Genomic DNA, 17,638 nt, shown 5'->3' on the forward strand with positions numbered 1-17,638 from the left:
AAGTCTAGTTAATTTTTGATTCGTTAAGCAATGTGCGTATTTTGGTCGTGATGAGATCAATCGCCACATCATTCTTGCCACCTTCAGGGATGATGACATCACTGAAGCGTTTAGTGGGTTCGATGAATTGCAGGTGCATCGGCCTGACTACGTTCAAGTACTGGCTGATTACTGAATCCATCGTCCGGCCCCGCTCTTCGATGTCACGCTGTAGCCTTCTCAATATACGGATGTCGGAATCTGTATCCACATAGAGTTTGACGTCCATCAAATCCCGCAGTGCTTCGTTCTCAAGTGCGAATATGCCTTCGATGATGATGACATCTTTCGGCTCAACCAGAATGGTCTCATCACTCCGCGTATGGATCTCATAGTTGTATGTCGGGATTTCTACAGGCTTGCGCTCGATGAGCTGGCCAATGTGGGAAATGAGAAGATCATTATCGAATGCAAATGGATGATCATAATTGGTCTTCAGCCGTTCCTCGAATGTTTTATCGCTCTGGTCTTTATAATAATAGTCCTGCTCGATCAATATGACGCTGTGACCGTCCAAGGCATGCATTATCTTGCGTGTGACTGATGTCTTGCCGGAGCCTGAACCCCCGGCTATGCCAATGACTGTTGGTTTTCTCATTCGCCTTGCTCCTCTTTATCTTTTGTAATTATGAGTAGGCCATCGCCGACCGGCAAAAAGGCTGAAGACATCTTCGATTCTTTTATCATCCGATTGAACCCGTCCACCTTCTCCTTCATTCTCCGGGTGCCGCGGGCAGTGATTTCTTCCTTTGTGACCAATCCTCTAAGCAGTATATTGTCGATGATGATCAGACCACCCGGTTTGACATGAGGAGAGAACTTATCGAAGAAATTCCCGTTGTTCCCTTTTGATGCATCGATGAAGAGAAGATCGAACTTCTGTTCACCAAGTTCCTCGGGGACCACTTCCTTGGCATCTGCCAAAAGGCTCCTCACCCTGTCTGACACACCTTGCATTTCGAAAAATCGTTTAGCATGTGCGTGGGAATCCTGGTCTTTCTCAATAGTGACGACAGAGATATCCTGGCTTACCGATAGCATGTGCATTGCACTGTAGCCAATGGCAGTACCTATCTCAAGGATTCTTTTTGTGCCTGAGAGATGGATATAATGTTTCATGACTGATAGGGCGTCCTGGTCCATGATGGGTACACGGTTTTCTTGTGCATACGCAAGCATTTCAGGAAATAATTCTTTTTCAGTGTTCATTTCTTTAATATATTCATAAATGTCCATATAAGCCACCATATATACAAAAAATACAACTGATAACAAAAGTTATCAGTTGCTTTGTTCGTCAGAATCATATTAGCACAGATTATTCCAGTTGAAAAGACGATTTTACATGCTAATTGTTATTAATATATTTTTCCCTGTTTTCAGTGTGTTCTTCGAATGTTTCAGCAAAATGGTTATTGCCTTCGCTGTCTGCAAGGAAATAATAAAAGTTTGTATTGGAAGGATTCATTGTGCTCTGTACAGACTCCATGCCTGGAGACGCGATTGGACCAGGTGGAAGGCCTGTAATATTGTAAGTGTTGTAAGGATCCTCCACTTCAAGGTCTTCAAATAATGTGCGTTCCTTATGCTCACCTAGGGCATACAATACAGTTGGGTCAGTCTGAAGCGGCATCGCCGGGTTCTCGGACATGCGGTTTAAGAACACGCTTGCGATCTTGGAGCGGTCGGCCAGCGATGTCGCCTCTTCTTCGACTAGGGAAGACAATGTGAGGAACTCATGGAATGAAAGTTCCTTCGTCTCGCCTTCAAAAGTCATTGTATATCCTTCACTCGAATTGAAGACGCTGTATGAATTATTCTTAGTGGCATCAAGCATCTGTTCAATAATGTCCTTTACCTTCGGTTCTTCCTCAGTGATGTCATATGTTGCAGGGAAAAGATAGCCTTCAAGCGGGAACTTGACCTCTTCATCGAGTATTGCATCAGACAGCATATCAGGATATTCCTCAATCAACGATTTGATGTAGGATTCATCATTCATCAGATCCATGAATTCTTTTTCCTTGATAGGCAGCTGCTCTGCCATCTGGGCGGCAATCTCATCTATCGAATAGCCTTCAGGTACCGTCAGTCTATGTTGGATTTCCTGATAGATACGCCCTGTTTCAAGCGTCTTTGCAATCTTTTCGAAGTCCATTGAAGGAGAAAGTTCATAGTTTCCGGCCTGATAATTGGTGATGCTATTTAGTTTAAGGTAGTATTCAAACATCATGCCACTTTTGATGATCCCTTCCTCTTCCAGGACTTCACCTATCTTATCGGCTGTCGAACCTTGCTCTATCTTCACTTCTTTGACTTCTGTAGAATCGCTGTCCAGAGGCTCGATCCCAGATTTGACGTATACATATATGGAGAAGGCCGCGATTACAAACAGTATCGCCAACGTGGCGATGACGAACAAGGACAGGTATGACGATACATTCTTTGAAAATTTGATATCTTCGTATTTGCTCATGTATAACTCCTATCTCAAAAATAGCTTCCAATAAAATTGGAAGCCATCCGTAATTCCAGAAAAAATCTACTGTTCCGGTTCGTCCATACGAGTATTGACGATTTCTTCGATCATATCCCATTCTTCATCCGTCTCGACGGGCATGAACTTACCGCCTTCGCCATCTCCATCGGGTACATTGATCATCGGAATAAGTTCTATCTCTTCATCCTCATTGGAGAAGTTTCCTTCCTCTGCAAGAATGACGTATTCCTTATCGAACCCTGGATGATGGAATTCGAGCATTTTGCGGTAAAGTACTTCGTTCCCCTCTTCGTCGTATAGTGTCAGCATTTCCTCTTCCATGTTGAATTCCATTTCTTCCTGACTCATAGTTCAATCTCCTTTGACCGGGTTATCGAGGTAGCCCTGCAGTATGAATACTGCGGCCATCTTATCGATAACTGCCTTCCTTTTTTTTCGGGAGAGGTCCGCTTCAAGTAGCGAGCGCTCTGCCCCGATTGTGCTTAAACGTTCATCCCATAGTGTTATTTTAACATCTGGCAACGCGTTTTCAAGCAATTTGGCAAAGTGGATTGAACGCTCTCCACTCTCTCCAATTGAATTATTCATGTTCTTTGGCAATCCTACGATTATTCTCTCGACATCATTATCCATCGCCAGCCTGACGATCTCTTCGATACCGTATATCCCTTCATCGTAGTCGATTTTGAGCGTGGTGACGCCTTGCGCTGTCCACCCGAGTGCATCACTCAGCGCCACACCAATGGTCTTCGTCCCAACATCAAGTCCGAGTATCCTATTCATGTATTTCCTTCTCGATGTAGCTCCTGACAAGGACTTCCATTATTTCATCACGGTCGATATGCCGAATTCTATTGCGCGCCTCATTATGCCGGGGGATATAGGCCGGATCACCGCTTTGGAGGTATCCGACGATCTGGTTGATTGGGTTATACCCACGCTCTTCCAGTGTCCTGTAGACGACGGCCATGATGTCTTTGACATTTTCAGTTTTCATGTCGTCTACACTGAATTTCATTGTTTCATCAAACTGGTTCAATTACAGCACTCCCATCGTTGCTTCCCTTTTCAATCAGTATAGCATTGATTGTTTTTATAAAGTACTTTTAATATAGTCTTCAACAAATTGTAATGCACTTGTTATATTCTCTGGAGCGGTGCCGCCACCTTGTGCCATATCCGGGCGCCCACCGCCTTTCCCGTCCACTGTTGAAGCCATGCCCTTCATGATGTCGCCGGCTTTTAGGCGGTCGGTCAATGATTTAGGCACTGTCACCACAAGGGATACCTTGTCGCCATTCACCGAACCGAGCGCAATTACTGCATCTTGGGCCCGTGATTTTAGGCGGTCCATCGTTTCTCTCAGTTCCTTGGCATCTTCTGTCTGCACTTCCATGGAAAGCACCGGCACACCGTTGATATCCTTGGTTTCATGGGTGGCCTCTGAGAGCTTTTCATCTTGGCGAGATGCTTTCAAATTCTTGATTTCATTGTGCATCGACTGGTTTTCAGCAAGCAGCGCTGAGACCTTCTTATTGACTTGGCCATCTTTGACCTTCAGGTTTTTGGCAATCTCTTTTACAACTGCTTCCTTCTCTTTGTAGTACGCCACCGCGTATTTGCTAGTGACAGCTTCTATACGTCTTATGCCTGCCCCGATGCCTGTTTCAGATACTATCTTGAAAGTACCGATTTCACCGGTGTTTCTGACATGGATACCGCCGCATAGCTCTATCGAGTACTGGTTGATATCCACTACGCGGACGACGTCGCCGTATTTTTCACCGAACAGTGCCGTAGCACCCTTTTGTTTTGCTTCTTCTATCGGCATTTCCTCAATCTCTACAGCCATATTGCGGTAGATGTTGGCATTCACTATATTTTCTATCTGTTCGGTTTCTTCTGCGCTCAGGCCTTCAAGGTGGGAGAAGTCAAAACGCAGCCGTTCTTTTTCCACAAGTGAACCTGCCTGGCTTACATGATCGCCAAGCACATCTTTTAACGCCTGGTGCAGAAGGTGCGTTGCAGTATGGTTTTTGATGATGAAGTTACGGCTTTCTGCATCCACTTCCAGGTCATATGTGGCACCTTTGGAAAGTCTACCTTCCGAGATATGTGCCACATGCACATTCTGCCCGTTCGGTGCCTTGTAGACTGAGCTGACTGTAAGTTTTGCACCGTCTGCCCGGATCTCCCCTTTATCTGCCACCTGTCCGCCGCTTGTTGCATAGAACGGTGTACGGTCAAAGATGAGTTCCACGTCCTGGCCCGCCTCTGCAGCATCCATCTCGCTATCCGCATGGATGATGTGAAGCAGCACGGCTTCTTCGCTTTTAGAAGTATAACCGGTGAATGTACTCGGCGCAGTAAGGCGCGCAAGCGTTTCAGACTGGACCTGCATCGAGTCACCCGATTTCCGGGCATTCCTTGCCCGTTCACGCTGCGCTTTCATTTCTTCGATAAAACCTGCTTCATCAACCGTCATGCCGTCATTCTCTGCATATTCCTTGGTCAGTTCATACGGAAATCCGTAAGTGTCATAGAGTCTGAAGGCATCTTCGCCGCTGATGACATTATCATCCTGCTGCGCTTTCTTCTTGAACTGTTCGTAGATTTGGATACCTTCATCAAGCGTGGCAAGGAAGCGCTCTTCTTCTTTTTTGATGACTTCCTTGATGAATGCCTTGCGTTCGCCCACGTTCGGGTAGAAACCTTCCATTATTTCAGATACCGGTTCCACCAGGTCAAACATGAAGGCACGGTTGATGTCGAGCTCTTTGCTGAAGCGGACTGCGCGTCTGATCAGACGTCTTAATACATAACCGCGTCCTTCGTTTGAAGGGAGTGCACCGTCCGCAACCGCAAAGCTCACGGTGCGGATATGGTCGCTTATCACTTTGTACGCAACATCGGCTTTGGCATCTTCGCCGTAACGGTGGCCACTGATCCTACTGATCTCAGCAAGGATTGGGGTGAAGAGATCCGTATCAAAGTTGGTCGGCACTTCCTGTATGATGCTGGCCATCCTTTCGAGCCCCATGCCCGTATCAATGTTCTTTTTCGGCAGTGGTGTATAGGAACCATCCTTGTTATGGTTGAATTCACTGAATACGAGGTTCCAGATTTCCAGATAGCGTTCATTTTCCCCACCCGGGTACATTTCATCCGCCGGAGCACCCGGTTCGAAATCCGGACCGCGGTCATAGAAGATTTCACTGTTCGGGCCGCACGGACCTTCCCCGATATCCCAGAAGTTACCTTCTATGCGGATGATGCGATCAGCATCAAGGCCAATCATCTCCCGCCATATCCTGTAGGCATCTTCATCTTCTGGGTGGACGGTGACATAGAGGAGTGATGGGTCGAAGCCGATCCACTCGCTGTTCGTCAGGAAGTCCCATGCGTAGCGGATCGCATCTTCCTTGAAATAATCCCCTATCGAAAAATTGCCTAACATTTCAAAGAATGTATGGTGACGGGCTGTAAAGCCGACGTTCTCAATATCGTTTGTCCTGATCGCCTTTTGGGCATTGACGATTTTAGGGTTCTCTGGAATGGTGCGGCCGTCAAAGTACTTCTTTAGAGTCGCCACCCCTGAGTTGATCCACAGCAGGGAGTCGTCATCTATCGGTACAAGCGGTGCACTCGGCTCCACCATATGATTGTGTGCCCTGAAGTATTCAAGGAACATATCCCTGATTTCGTTACCGGTCAGTCTTTTCATTACAGTCACTCCTTAGTTTTTAAAATAAAAAAAGATCCCCCCAAAATATGGGACGATCTGAACCGCGGTACCACCCAAGTTATGACATAGTCATCACTTTGCATATATATAAAGTGGGTGGAGATTAGCACGTGAAAGGATGCGTCACTGCTCTCAGCTGCTGCAATGTCTCTGTCCATCACAATCCAGTCACTCGGGATCTCCACTTGTTTTAACCTTGATTTGATTATAGGAATATTCATCGGATCTGTCAATTGAAATCGTATGGTGTCACGCCTTCCATATTTATCATGGCAGGAATCTGGAACATTTTCGATTCGGTCAGGATTTCAGGCATCTCGTCTGCCGGCTTATCATCCTTGTTAAAGAGCAGCCGGATCATCTCGGACAGAGAAGTGCGTCTGTGGATGCCCTCTTTCTCCAGGGAATCATAGAATGCTTCTTGGTCCCCACACAATATAAGGGATTCTTTCGCACGTGTGATCCCTGTATAGACGATGTTCTTCATCAGCATATGGCGATAGCTTTTGACGACCGGCATGATGACGATCGGATATTCGCTCCCTTGCGCTTTATGGATGCTCGTACAGTAGGCGTGCGATAATTCCGTCAGTTCTTTGCGTTCGTATGCGATATGGATGCCATCATAATCAACCAGAATCGTATCCTTTTCTGCTTCATCTTCATCTTTGAAGAGTATGGAATCGATCACTCCGGAGTCACCGTTAAAGACATTGTCTTCACCCCGGTTGACGAGCTGTATGACTTTGTCCCCCTTCCTGAATATGACATCGCCAAAGGCGATTTCATTTTTATCTTCAGCTTCAGGATTGAGGATGGTCTGGAGGATGCGGTTGAGCTTCAGGATTCCGGCATCCCCTCTATAGATGGGAGCCAACACTTGAATATCACGCATGTCATATCCTTTGTCGACCGCTTTTTTCACCACATTATCGACGATATCCGGAATATGGTTCATTTTAGCGGGAATGAAAAGGCGGTCTTTGAACTTTTCGGTGATGTCCATTTTCCTACCTTCTTTTATCTCATGTGCCAATCGGATGATCGAAGATCCTTCGCCTTGACGGTATATTGTATCGAGCTCGGTCGTCGGAATGACTCCAGACTCGATCAGATCTTTGAACACGGTGCCGGGACCGACGGATGGCAATTGATCGCGGTCCCCGACGAACACCAGCCGCGTGAAAGGTTTGACATTGCGCATCAACTGAAAGAACAGCCATGTATCGACCATCGACATCTCATCTATGATGATGAGGTCTGCATCGATTTCTGCGTCGATCACTTCATCCTTACCGGTATCCATGCCCCAACCTATCATACGGTGAATGGTTGACGCCTTGATGCCTGCAGTTTCACTGAGGCGCTTGGATGCCCGGCCAGTGGGGGCGACGAGTCTAATCGGGTATTCGTCACCGTCATACTCGTCGGCAGGCTTCAAGTCGTTCAATTCATGGTAGGCACTGATGATGCCTTTGACTATTGTAGTTTTCCCTGTTCCGGGACCGCCTGTGATGATGGAGATCTTTTCAGTCAACGCACTGATCATGGCAGATTTCTGCCTATTGTTGTAGTGGATATCGAAGCGTTCACCAACATCTGCGATGATTTCGCCTGCCTTCTCTTCACCCGCTGATACTTCCGAACGGTCATTCATCATGCGGAAGATCTGCTCGGCCGATTTGTATTCGGAATAAAAAAGGGAGGGGACATAGATGCGGTCCTCATATTGGACGAGCCGGTCGTCGTCTGACAGCTGATCGATCGACTGGTTGATGGTCTCGTCCGAAAAGTACTGCTCAGCGTCATGGTTCAGCAATTCCCGTGTCATTCCGACAAGAGTGTCCCGTGTGGCATAAGTATGACCATCCGACATGATCACACTCTCCACTAGATACATGATGCCGGCTTCAAGACGGCTGACATCATCTTTACCGATACCAGCATTCATCGCTATACGATCCGCCGTATGAAAACCGATGCCATCGATGTCCATAACCAGTCGGTAGGGCTCCTTCTCTATCACCTGGAGTGCCTGGTCCTGGTAGGTCTTCAATATTTTAGCACTCATCCTGGCACCGAAACCAAGATCGGTCAGTTTGATGACCAGACGCTCAGTCTGGCTGTTCTCCAATATGCGGTAGTGGATCATATCGCGCTTCTTTTTGGACAAGCCTGCCACATCATCCAGTACACTCCGGTCATCTGCAATTTTTTTCAATGCATTGACGCCAAGGGTTTCAATGATCTTTTTGGCTGTCTTTTCCCCTATTCCTGGAAACGTATCCCCTGAGAGGTATTGGATCAGCCCGCGCATCGTCGTCGGCTGCTCTTTCCTGAACATGTCCGCACTGAATTGTTCCCCGAAACGTGCATGACGGGTCACTTTGCCTGAGAACCTATATGTGTCGCCTTCTGCGACCGCGTGGAAGTAGCCCGTGACGATCGCTTCGTCACTGAAGTTCGTATTCGTTTCATTGATGAGTACCTTGAGCACAGTAAAACGCGTCTGTTCACTGACGAATATGACGCGCTCCACTTCCCCTGTTATGAATGTATCATCGTAGATTGTAGATTGATCCAAATGGAATCACCTTCCTCGTTCCGGTCCTCTCAATCGTTGAGTCGTGCAAGTGCATGATGGGCAAGATGATGGTCCTCTTGGATCTCTATTGCGCGCTGGAAATGGCTTATCGCCTGCGCTTCATCATCTTTCATGAGCTTAACCAGTCCAAGGTTATATTCGGCATCCGCGTTCTCTTCCATGGATAATACTTTCTTCAACAAGGTCTCCCCGGGCCCGTACAGCCCGACTTGACAGCAGAGAAGACCATATTGGAACGCGATATCCGCATCATCAGGCTTTACTTCATGTGCTTTTTCAAAAAATTGAATGGCCTGTTCAGGTTCGTTCAGGTGTACATGGCTCATGGCCAGCATGAAATTCAGATCACCATCGTCTGGGTTCCGGGTGTAGGCCAGCAAGTAGAGCCTTACCGCTTCCTTGAACCGTTCATTATCGAAGTAGACGTTCGCGAGTGCATAGTAGGCGCTCGTACTCGCCTCATTCAAGGTGATCGCCTTCTGCAAAAATCGCTCTGCTTCTTCATCTTGGCCGGCCCGATGCAGCAGATTGCCGGCGTTGATATAATGTGCTTCTTCCTCAGGTGATGACTCTATCTCCTTGAATATCTCCTTAAGTGCCTCTTCAGTTCTGCCCTCTTTGATCAACTGTTCATATCTGATGGTCATTATGCAAGATACTCCAATTCTTTTGATTCTTTGTATATACGGTCTATCGTCGCTCCGCCGAGACACACTTCCCCATCATAGAAGACGACTGCCTGTCCAGGTGTAACGGCGCGCGCCGGTTCGTGGAATTCTACAAGCAGCCTATCGTCCATCTGCTTGACGGTCACCGGTACATCTTCTTGGCGGTATCTGAATTTGGCGGTGCATTCAAACGTTTCCGGTACTGGGTTGATGAAGTTGATGTCTGAAGCTTCGAGGCTTGAAGAAGACAATGCTTCATTGTCGTAGCCGGATACTACATACAATTCATTTGTTTCAAGGTTTTTCCCAGCCACAAAGTAGGGTCCTCCGTCTCCGCCGATGCCGAGACCTTGCCGCTGTCCGATCGTGTAGTACATGAGGCCGTCATGACGGCCTTTATCTTCCCCGGTATCCATATTGATCATGCGCCCTGGATTGGCGGGCAGATAACTGCTCAGGAATGTTTTGAAGTCCCTTTCGCCGATGAAGCATATGCCGGTCGAATCTTTTTTATCTTTTGTGGCCAGATCATACTCGCGCGCCAGCCTGCGCACTTCCTTCTTGTCCAAGTGGCCAAGGGGGAACATCACTTTGGATAATTGCTCCTGGGATAGTTGGTTGAGGAAATACGTCTGATCTTTATTATTATCGATGCCCCTCAGCATCTTTGTACCCTCCTCATCATGCACGACTTGTGCATAGTGTCCGGTCGCAACGTAATCTGCACCAAGCTTCATGGCATGATCAAGGAACGCCTTGAATTTTATCTCCTTGTTGCACATCACATCAGGGTTAGGGGTCCGCCCTTTTCTGTACTCCTCGAGGAAATATTCGAATACCCTGTCATAATATTCCTTCTCGAAGTTCACAGAGTAGTACGGTATGCCGATCTCCTCAGCTACTAGGCGCACATCTTCATAGTCTTCTGTAGCGGTGCATACGCCATTTTCATCCGTATCATCCCAATTTTTCATGAAGATGCCTATTGTATTATAGCCCTGATCTTTCAGGAGCTTAGCTGTCACTGAACTGTCTACGCCGCCACTCATACCGACGACGACAGTTATATCTGAATTATTCATGTTATCCTTCCTTTCCGAGTATGCCTAACGCATAAGTCTTCCGTATATATCTTCAAGTGCCGTGACGATGGCTTCCACTTCCTCATCTGTCATCATATAGGAGAAGCTGAACCGTATCGATTGGCGGTTACGGTCCGATTCGCCATACATCGAAGTGAGGACATGGGAAGGGTTCAATGTGCCGGCCTGGCACGCGGAACCGGCTGAAGCATGGATGCCGGCCATGTCCAATGCCGTCAGCATGAATTCTGCTTCGGCAAAAGGGAAATGGATGTTGATGATGTGGCTTGCCGACTTATTGACGTCTCCGTTCACTTCAAATGGAATGTCGGATTGTGTCAGCAAGTTGAGGAACTGCTCTTTAATCTGCATCTCCCGTATGCTTCTGCGCGTTATTGCATCGGATGCCTGATGCATCGCGAGCGACAGGCCTTCGATCCACATGGTGTTTTCAGTGCCTCCGCGAAGTTCCTTCTCCTGGCCACCGCCTGTGATGAGCGGGATGAGTTTCACATCTTTATGTTTATAGAGCAGGCCGATACCTTTTGGGCCGTACATCTTATGTGCACTCAATGTCAGCAGATCCGCTCCGAGCTCCTTGACGTCTACCCTCATGTGCCCATAGGCCTGGACCGCATCTATATGGAGCAAAGCCGTATGCTCTGACAACGCTTCTTGTATTTCATAGATCGGCTGCATCACGCCGGTTTCATTATTGACCAGCATAATCGACACAAGTACCGTTTCATCCCGCAGGCTATTTTTGAGTTCATCGACATCTATCGCGCCATCCGCGTTAGCTTGGAGATAGGTGACGTCCGCATCCAGACTTCTCAATGTGTTCAGGACGGAGGCATGTTCTATCTCGGTCGTGATGATATGGGGGCGGACGTATTGGTTCGCCACCCCTCTGATTGCCATATTGTTGCCTTCAGTGGCACCACTGGTGAAAAAGACTTCTGACGAAGAGGCGTTTAAAAGTTGTGCAATCCCCCTGCGCGCCTTCTCGATTTTGGCCCGGGCATCTTTGCCTGCCCGGTGAATGCTTGAAGGATTGCCGAAGCCGTCATCTTCCAAGAGTGCTTTGCGGACCGCTCCATCCATAGGGGTAGTCGCCGCATAGTCTGCATATACTTCCATTAGAATCACCCATCTCCAAAAATAGCTTTATTATACATTATAAGATTTTAACATGGAACGGTAGATTTTTATACTTTTGAAGCCCATTGTTAGACAAAATAAATCTAATGGATGATAATTGTCCATTATAAGGAGGATTCTATCTATGTCAAAACAACTGACCCCATCCATTCTTAACCTTGTGCCTGTACGTGAGGGCGGAAATGCCAAAGATGCATTCAAGGATATGGTCGACCTCGCTGAACATGTCGACGGTTCAGATTATAAAAGATACTGGGTGGCTGAACACCATAACACCACTTCAATCGCGTCTTCTGCGACGCGCCAACTGATCCATCACATCCTGCACCACACAGAACATATCCGTGTCGGAAGCGGGGGCGTCATGCTGCCGAACCATTCCCCTCTGATCGTTGCAGAGGAGTTTGGCACCATGCACGCCATATTCGGGGACCGTCTGGACATCGGCCTTGGCCGCGCCCCTGGTACGGATATGCGTACCGCGTCTGCCATCCGCCGCAACAACCATGATGGCGTCTATACATTTGGTTCAGAAGTCGAAGAAATCCGTAAATACCTTTCGGATGAAAAGACCCAGGTTGTAGCCTTCCCCGGCAACGGCACAGAAATCCCGCTCTATATACTCGGCTCTTCCACCGACTCTGCACACCTTGCGGCCCGTCTGGGACTGCCATACGCTTTTGCGGCACATTTCGCACCAGATCATATGGAAGCAGCCTTCAAGATCTATGAACAGGAGTTCGAGGCCTCCGACCAGTTGGCGGAACCCTACAAGATTGCCTGCCTGAATGTTATCATGGCCGATACTGATGAAGAGGCGAAGCATCTCTCCACTACGATGGCGCAATTCGTCCTGAATGTCATCAGGGGCGGGGGCAAAAAACTGCAGCCGCCTGTTTCAGACATGGAATCGATCTGGTCGCCGCCTGAAAGGCAGATCGTCGAAAGCCGCTTCCCTGTAGCGATCATGGGCAGTGAAGCCACTGCGCTTGAGAGACTAAGATTATTCCAGAATAAATTCGGTGCAGATGAAATCATGGCTGTAAGCTACATCTATGATAAGGATGCACAGAAGTATTCCTATGACCTGTTCGAGAAGGTCGTCAGAAAATATAATGGCAGATAGAAATTCCCGGGATGTCTACATCCCGGGAATTTTTCTGCATATATCCACTTTTTCGTGATGACAGCCACGAACGCTGTCCAATTGCTCAAATACTGCAGCAGCTTCATTGCTTTTGCATAAAGTCAGCAATGTCGGCCCCGCTCCGCTGATGGTCGTGGCGATGGCACCTGCCTGTTCAGCCACACGCCTCACCTCATCGTATTCGGCGATGAACTGCCGGCGGTAGGGTTCGTGGTAGCGGTCTTTTGTCATCAGTCTGTGCATCGTACTATAGTCATTATTCATAATGGAAAGTAGAAGGACATTATTCAAGGCATTCTGACGTACGGCATCCTGCTTGCTGTATGTTTCAGGTAAAGCCCGTCGGGCTTCTTGTGTTTCCACTTCATATGGAGGAACGCTGATTATTGCAGACAGACCTTCGACATCCAATACGTGGTAGAACAGTTCCCCATCATAATAACCGACGAACAGCCCGCCTGTAACTGCAGGTCCGACATTATCAGGATGGCCCTCTATTTCACTGCCAAGGAACACCTTATCATAAGCCGTCAGGCCCAGCCCGCAAAACCGGTCAGCCAATTCAATTCCAGCCACTATCGCAGAAGCCGAACTACCCAGCCCATGGCTGAGCGGAATATCACTGCCCATCCGAATCTCAAGACCGGGCAGTCCGCAGCCATATTTCCGGGCGATATCCTGGGCTGTCCTTATGACAAGATTGCTCTCATCATGCGGCAGCACATCAAGAAAATCATCCTCGAATATAATGTTGAATCCGGAGCCTTCCTTTGCTTTTATATAAAGATACTTTTCAAGCGCCAGCCCGACGGAATCGAAGCCCGGACCGAGATTGGCGCTGGTGGCCGGTACCTTAAAGTGGTGCATCATTTTCACCCAGACTTTCAATGTACTCAATGATCTGACTCTCATCGTTCGGCAATAGCTTCGGCTTCTTTATGATTTGTTCCATCGCAGTCTCAGGATCCTTCAGCCCATTGCCGGTAAGGACTGTGACGACGGTGGCGCCCTTTTCGATCTTACCTTCTTCAAGCGCTCTGATCATGCCTGCTGTGCTGGCATTGGATCCTGGTTCTGCAAAAATACCCTCGGCTGCTGCCAACATTTCATAGGCTGCAAGAATCTCTTCATCCGTCACCGATTCTATGAGACCGCCTGATTCGTCGCGGGCTTCTACAGCCAGCGACCAGCTTGCCGGGTTGCCGATCCGGATTGCCGTGGCGACCGTCTCGGGCTGTTCAATCACCCGATCATTGACGATGGCCGCAGCTCCTTCTGCCTCGAATCCGTATATCTTCGGTAGGCCAGTATTATTTTTGGCATCATATTCCTTGAACCCTTTCCAGTAGGCTGAAATATTACCCGCATTGCCAACTGGAATCGTCAAATAATCCGGTGCTGCCCCTAAGACTTCAGCAATTTCAAAAGCTGCCGTCTTCTGTCCTTCCAATCGATATGGATTGACTGAATTGACCAACGTGATGCCGTCATTTTTTTTAGCGATTTTACGAACGACCTTCAATGCTTCATCAAAATTCCCCTGGATGGATATGATTTCCGCGCCATACATCATCGCCTGGGCCAGCTTGCCTAGAGCAATCTTGCCCTCCGGCACGACCACGATGGTATTGAGCCCTGCCCGAGAAGCATAGGCTGCTGCTGAAGCTGAAGTGTTGCCGGTCGATGCGCAGATGACTGTATGGGCACCCGCTTCCTTCGCTTTGGCAACTGCCATGACCATCCCCCTGTCCTTGAAGGAACCCGTCGGGTTGTGGCCTTCCACCTTCGCATAGAGTTCTGCTTCGAACTTCCGGCTCAGTGCATCGAGCCGGATAAGAGGCGTCCCCCCTTCATATAGGGTAAGGCGCGGTGTGTCATCGTCCACCGGCAGATATGCTTTATATTCTTCAATCAGACCGTTCCAATGCATTGAATCAATCCCCTTCCACTTTATAGGTTACATAAATGCTGTCATTATTCTCCACCAATGCCCGCAGCTTTTCCGGTTTGATCGCGGAAGTGATGATCACAGCCGCTTCCCCGCGCTCGATGAGTTCATAATCTATGCCGTGCTGCGATAACTGTTCCCCGGCGGATATTTCGTCAACGGTGAACCGGACGTAGAATCTTTTGGGACTGGCATCTTCTGTGATGACCGCCTCGTGTGCTGGCACAATATTCCGTTCAACGCACTCCATGCGCCTGAGGCAGCTGATCAGGTCGGATACTACAGCGGATGCAGTTTCCCTGCCACCGGCACCCGGCCCGTAGAACATCGTTTCCCCTACCGCATTGCCGCTTATATATACTGCATTCTTCTCGTTGGATACTGTAGAAAGCTGATGATCATCCGGCAGGAAGACGGGCGCCACTTCAATCGACAGACGGTCATCATGGAATGTACTCCGGCCGATCAGCTTCATCGTCAATCCGGCACTCCTGCCTGCCTCTATATCTTTCAGTTCTACTGAATCGATGCCTTGTGCCCGGACTTTCCCGATATCCACCTTGCGGTTGTAGGCCAGCCGGGACAACAGCACAATTTTCCTCTGGGCATCGAAACCGGCCACGTCATTTGTCGGATCAGCTTCTGCATATCCTTTCTCCTTGGCGGCGTCAAGCGCTTTTTCGTAATCCCAGCCCTCACCAGTCATCTTGGTCAATATGTAGTTGGTGGTGCCGTTCAGTATCCCCATCACTTCCTGTATGCGGTTCGCGTTCAGTCCTTGACTTATACCGTTAATTATAGGTATGCCGCCTGCTACACTGGCTTCATACATCAGCATGGCACCATTCCTGTTTGCGGCTTCAGCCAGTTCATCGATATGTTCGGCCAGCATATCTTTATTCGCGCTGATAACATGCACCCCTTTCTCAAGGAATTCGAGCAGCATGTCCCGGGTGGACGCCATGCCGCCCATCACTTCAACCACTACATCAATATCTGCAGCATGGATCTCATCGATGGCATCCGTTATCGTCACACCGCGAAGCTCGACTCCGCGTTCCTTATATTTATCCCGGACCAGAACATGGCTGATGGAGAAGCTGGCCCCGATTTGCCTCTCAATCTCCTGACGGTTCATCCGAATGACTTCCATCACTCCGGAACCGACCGTTCCCATACCAAGTATTGCCACTTTCATGTCACCATCACCTTTCTCCAATCATACTTTCATATAAGACTATATATTAGAGAGAAAAGGCGGATAATTCAAGCAGCAATTCAAATAAGGGTACACATTATATGATTTTTGATGTATTATTGTTTTTAAAATTCAGAAAAGTAGAGGTGCAAAGGGATGAAGGTAGCTAAGTTTGGAGGCAGTTCCCTCTGTAATGCAGCACAAGTCAAAAAGATTGCCGATATAATGAAAAGTGACAGTGAACGCCGCATTGCGGTCGTTTCCGCTCCCGGCAAAAGAAGCACTGGCGACACGAAGGTGACGGATATGCTGATTGCCCTACATGCCAATCATACTGCCGGCCTGCCGGTCGAAGAGATCATCACGGATATCATAGGAAGATTTGCCGCAATGGTCGATGAACTTGGACTGGAATACCATCTGCTGGAGAAATATGAAGAAATATTGCGCTCATATCTGGCGGATATCAATGAGAAGAAGCGCCTGCTTGACGCTTTGAAATCATGCGGGGAGGATTTTAATGCGCAGCTGGTCAGCGCGTATTTGAATAAAATAGGGGTCGATGCCACTTATATGTGCCCTGGTGAAGCGGGGATACTGGTGACGGATGAACCTTCCAATGCACTGCTGCTTCCCGAATCCTATGACAGACTGGAAAAGTTGAAGGACGCCGGCCAAGTCGTGGTGATCCCCGGATTCTTTGGATATTCAAAAAGCGGTCAGATCGTCACTTTCCCAAGAGGAGGATCGGATATTACAGGGGCCATTGTGGCACGTGCGGTTAATGCATCACTCTACGAAAACTTTACGGATGTAAGCTTCATCTATTCGGCCGATCCGTCCCGTATCAGATCGCCGCATAAAATCGAGGAGATCACCTACCGCGAAATGCGTGAGCTGTCATATGCCGGGTTCGGCGTATTCCACGATGAAGCACTGGAACCTGTCTATAAACATAATATCCCCATCATGATACGCAATACGAACGCCCCGGAAATAGAGGGAACGAAGATTGTAGCCGAACGGGAGTATATACCCCGGATGCCGGTCATCGGCATCAGCTGCGATGAGGGCTTCACATCGCTCACAATGAATAAATACCTCATGAACCGGGAAGTCGGTTTTACAAGACGGCTGCTGCAGATCATGGAGGACCATGACCTCTCCTATGAACATATCCCTTCGGGTATAGATAATCTATCCATCATACTCAGATCTAATCAGTTCGAAGGCAATGATAAATTGGCGGCGGTCATCGCTGATATCGAAGATACGCTTGAAACCGAGTCGATACATGTCGAAAACGACCTTGTACTGATCATCATAGTCGGAGAAGGAATGAAACATCACATCGGCGTCGCTACAAAGACAACGGTCGCCCTTAGTAAAAATGACATCAACATCAGTATGATCAACCAGGGGGCTTCAGAGATCAGCATGATGTTCGCCGTGGCCCAAAAAGATGCCCAGAGGGCGCTTCATGCAATCTACTATAATTATTTTGATGAATCCTGAAAATCAGGCTACAATAGATGGACACCTACC

General features: G+C 48.2%; 16 protein-coding genes. 2 read left to right on the forward strand and 14 right to left on the reverse strand.

What is annotated here, in order from left to right; translation table 11 throughout:
- Nucleotides 1-4 precede the first annotated feature (4 nt).
- The 11 genes from udk to ABD734_RS02110 form a co-directional block, all read right to left on the reverse strand.
- Nucleotides 5-637 carry a uridine kinase gene (udk, locus tag ABD734_RS02060; RefSeq protein ID WP_344700955.1) on the reverse strand — a complete coding sequence of 211 codons (633 nt, stop codon included), beginning with the start codon at nt 635-637 and terminating at the stop codon, nt 5-7.
- Nucleotides 634-1,275, reverse strand: a complete 642-nt coding sequence (locus ABD734_RS02065) for an O-methyltransferase (RefSeq protein ID WP_344700956.1) — start codon at nt 1,273-1,275, stop codon at nt 634-636. The genes udk and ABD734_RS02065 overlap by 4 nt, the downstream gene beginning before the upstream one ends.
- Nucleotides 1,276-1,387: 112 nt before the next feature.
- Nucleotides 1,388-2,515, reverse strand: a complete 1,128-nt coding sequence (gene mltG / locus ABD734_RS02070) for an endolytic transglycosylase MltG (RefSeq protein ID WP_344700957.1) — start codon at nt 2,513-2,515, stop codon at nt 1,388-1,390.
- Between the two features lie 66 nt (nt 2,516-2,581).
- Entirely contained in the window at nt 2,582-2,887 is a 306-nt protein-coding gene (locus ABD734_RS02075) for a DUF1292 domain-containing protein (protein WP_344700958.1), read from the reverse strand.
- 3 nt (nt 2,888-2,890) lie between these two features.
- On the reverse strand, nt 2,891-3,322 hold the full coding sequence (gene ruvX, locus ABD734_RS02080; protein ID WP_344700959.1) for a Holliday junction resolvase RuvX: 432 nt from the start codon (nt 3,320-3,322) through the stop codon (nt 2,891-2,893).
- Nucleotides 3,315-3,578, reverse strand: coding sequence for an IreB family regulatory phosphoprotein (locus ABD734_RS02085; protein ID WP_344700960.1), 264 nt, complete (start codon nt 3,576-3,578; stop codon nt 3,315-3,317). The genes ruvX and ABD734_RS02085 overlap by 8 nt, the downstream gene beginning before the upstream one ends.
- Nucleotides 3,579-3,632: 54 nt before the next feature.
- Nucleotides 3,633-6,263: an alanine--tRNA ligase gene (alaS, locus tag ABD734_RS02090; RefSeq protein WP_344700961.1), complete on the reverse strand. Its 2,631-nt coding sequence runs from the start codon at nt 6,261-6,263 to the stop codon at nt 3,633-3,635.
- A gap of 250 nt (nt 6,264-6,513) precedes the next feature.
- Nucleotides 6,514-8,868: an SF1B family DNA helicase RecD2 gene (recD2, locus tag ABD734_RS02095; RefSeq protein WP_344700962.1), complete on the reverse strand. Its 2,355-nt coding sequence runs from the start codon at nt 8,866-8,868 to the stop codon at nt 6,514-6,516.
- Nucleotides 8,869-8,897: 29 nt separating this feature from the next.
- Nucleotides 8,898-9,536, reverse strand: a complete 639-nt coding sequence (locus tag ABD734_RS02100; protein WP_344700963.1) for a tetratricopeptide repeat protein — start codon at nt 9,534-9,536, stop codon at nt 8,898-8,900.
- On the reverse strand, nt 9,536-10,639 hold the full coding sequence (gene mnmA / locus ABD734_RS02105) for a tRNA 2-thiouridine(34) synthase MnmA (RefSeq protein ID WP_344700964.1): 1,104 nt from the start codon (nt 10,637-10,639) through the stop codon (nt 9,536-9,538). Before mnmA ends, ABD734_RS02100 begins: the two co-directional genes overlap by 1 nt.
- Nucleotides 10,640-10,663: 24 nt before the next feature.
- Nucleotides 10,664-11,779 (reverse strand): cysteine desulfurase family protein, encoded by a 1,116-nt coding sequence (locus ABD734_RS02110; protein ID WP_344700965.1) that lies wholly within the window; start codon nt 11,777-11,779, stop codon nt 10,664-10,666.
- A gap of 145 nt (nt 11,780-11,924) precedes the next feature.
- Between ABD734_RS02110 and ABD734_RS02115 the strand changes: the two genes are divergently transcribed.
- Nucleotides 11,925-12,926 carry an LLM class flavin-dependent oxidoreductase gene (locus ABD734_RS02115; RefSeq protein WP_344700966.1) on the forward strand — a complete coding sequence of 334 codons (1,002 nt, stop codon included), beginning with the start codon at nt 11,925-11,927 and terminating at the stop codon, nt 12,924-12,926.
- 15 nt (nt 12,927-12,941) lie between these two features.
- On the opposite strand, the gene thrB is transcribed toward ABD734_RS02115, so the two are convergent.
- The 3 genes from thrB to ABD734_RS02130 are packed head-to-tail and all read right to left on the reverse strand — an operon-like array spanning nt 12,942 to nt 16,093.
- Complete coding sequence (thrB, locus tag ABD734_RS02120) at nt 12,942-13,844, reverse strand: homoserine kinase (protein WP_344700967.1); 903 nt, start codon at nt 13,842-13,844, stop codon at nt 12,942-12,944.
- Entirely contained in the window at nt 13,801-14,877 is a 1,077-nt protein-coding gene (thrC, locus tag ABD734_RS02125) for a threonine synthase (protein WP_344700968.1), read from the reverse strand. Before thrC ends, thrB begins: the two co-directional genes overlap by 44 nt.
- 4 nt (nt 14,878-14,881) lie before the next feature.
- A complete protein-coding gene (locus ABD734_RS02130; RefSeq protein ID WP_344700969.1) occupies nt 14,882-16,093 on the reverse strand; it encodes a homoserine dehydrogenase in 1,212 nt (403 codons plus the stop codon).
- Nucleotides 16,094-16,249: 156 nt separating this feature from the next.
- On the opposite strand from ABD734_RS02130, the gene ABD734_RS02135 reads away from it, so the two are divergent.
- Nucleotides 16,250-17,608: an aspartate kinase gene (locus ABD734_RS02135; protein WP_344700970.1), complete on the forward strand. Its 1,359-nt coding sequence runs from the start codon at nt 16,250-16,252 to the stop codon at nt 17,606-17,608.
- Nucleotides 17,609-17,638 lie beyond the last annotated feature (30 nt).

Origin of the sequence: Salinicoccus jeotgali (assembly GCF_039538805.1) — a bacterium.
GTDB lineage: Bacteria > Bacillota > Bacilli > Staphylococcales > Salinicoccaceae > Salinicoccus > Salinicoccus jeotgali.

Coding starts and splice junctions, on each gene's coding strand:
- ABD734_RS02065 (WP_344700956.1), bottom strand. CDS start 1,275: ATGGACATTTATGAATATATTAAAGAAATGAACACTGAAAAAGAATTA.
- ABD734_RS02100 (WP_344700963.1), bottom strand. CDS start 9,536: ATGACCATCAGATATGAACAGTTGATCAAAGAGGGCAGAACTGAAGAG.
- mnmA (WP_344700964.1), bottom strand. CDS start 10,639: ATGAATAATTCAGATATAACTGTCGTCGTCGGTATGAGTGGCGGCGTA.
- ABD734_RS02110 (WP_344700965.1), bottom strand. CDS start 11,779: ATGGAAGTATATGCAGACTATGCGGCGACTACCCCTATGGATGGAGCG.
- ABD734_RS02130 (WP_344700969.1), bottom strand. CDS start 16,093: ATGAAAGTGGCAATACTTGGTATGGGAACGGTCGGTTCCGGAGTGATG.
- ABD734_RS02075 (WP_344700958.1), bottom strand. CDS start 2,887: ATGAGTCAGGAAGAAATGGAATTCAACATGGAAGAGGAAATGCTGACA.
- alaS (WP_344700961.1), bottom strand. CDS start 6,263: ATGAAAAGACTGACCGGTAACGAAATCAGGGATATGTTCCTTGAATAC.
- ABD734_RS02115 (WP_344700966.1), top strand. CDS start 11,925: ATGTCAAAACAACTGACCCCATCCATTCTTAACCTTGTGCCTGTACGT.
- thrC (WP_344700968.1), bottom strand. CDS start 14,877: ATGCATTGGAACGGTCTGATTGAAGAATATAAAGCATATCTGCCGGTG.
- udk (WP_344700955.1), bottom strand. CDS start 637: ATGAGAAAACCAACAGTCATTGGCATAGCCGGGGGTTCAGGCTCCGGC.
- ABD734_RS02135 (WP_344700970.1), top strand. CDS start 16,250: ATGAAGGTAGCTAAGTTTGGAGGCAGTTCCCTCTGTAATGCAGCACAA.
- ruvX (WP_344700959.1), bottom strand. CDS start 3,322: ATGAATAGGATACTCGGACTTGATGTTGGGACGAAGACCATTGGTGTG.
- mltG (WP_344700957.1), bottom strand. CDS start 2,515: ATGAGCAAATACGAAGATATCAAATTTTCAAAGAATGTATCGTCATAC.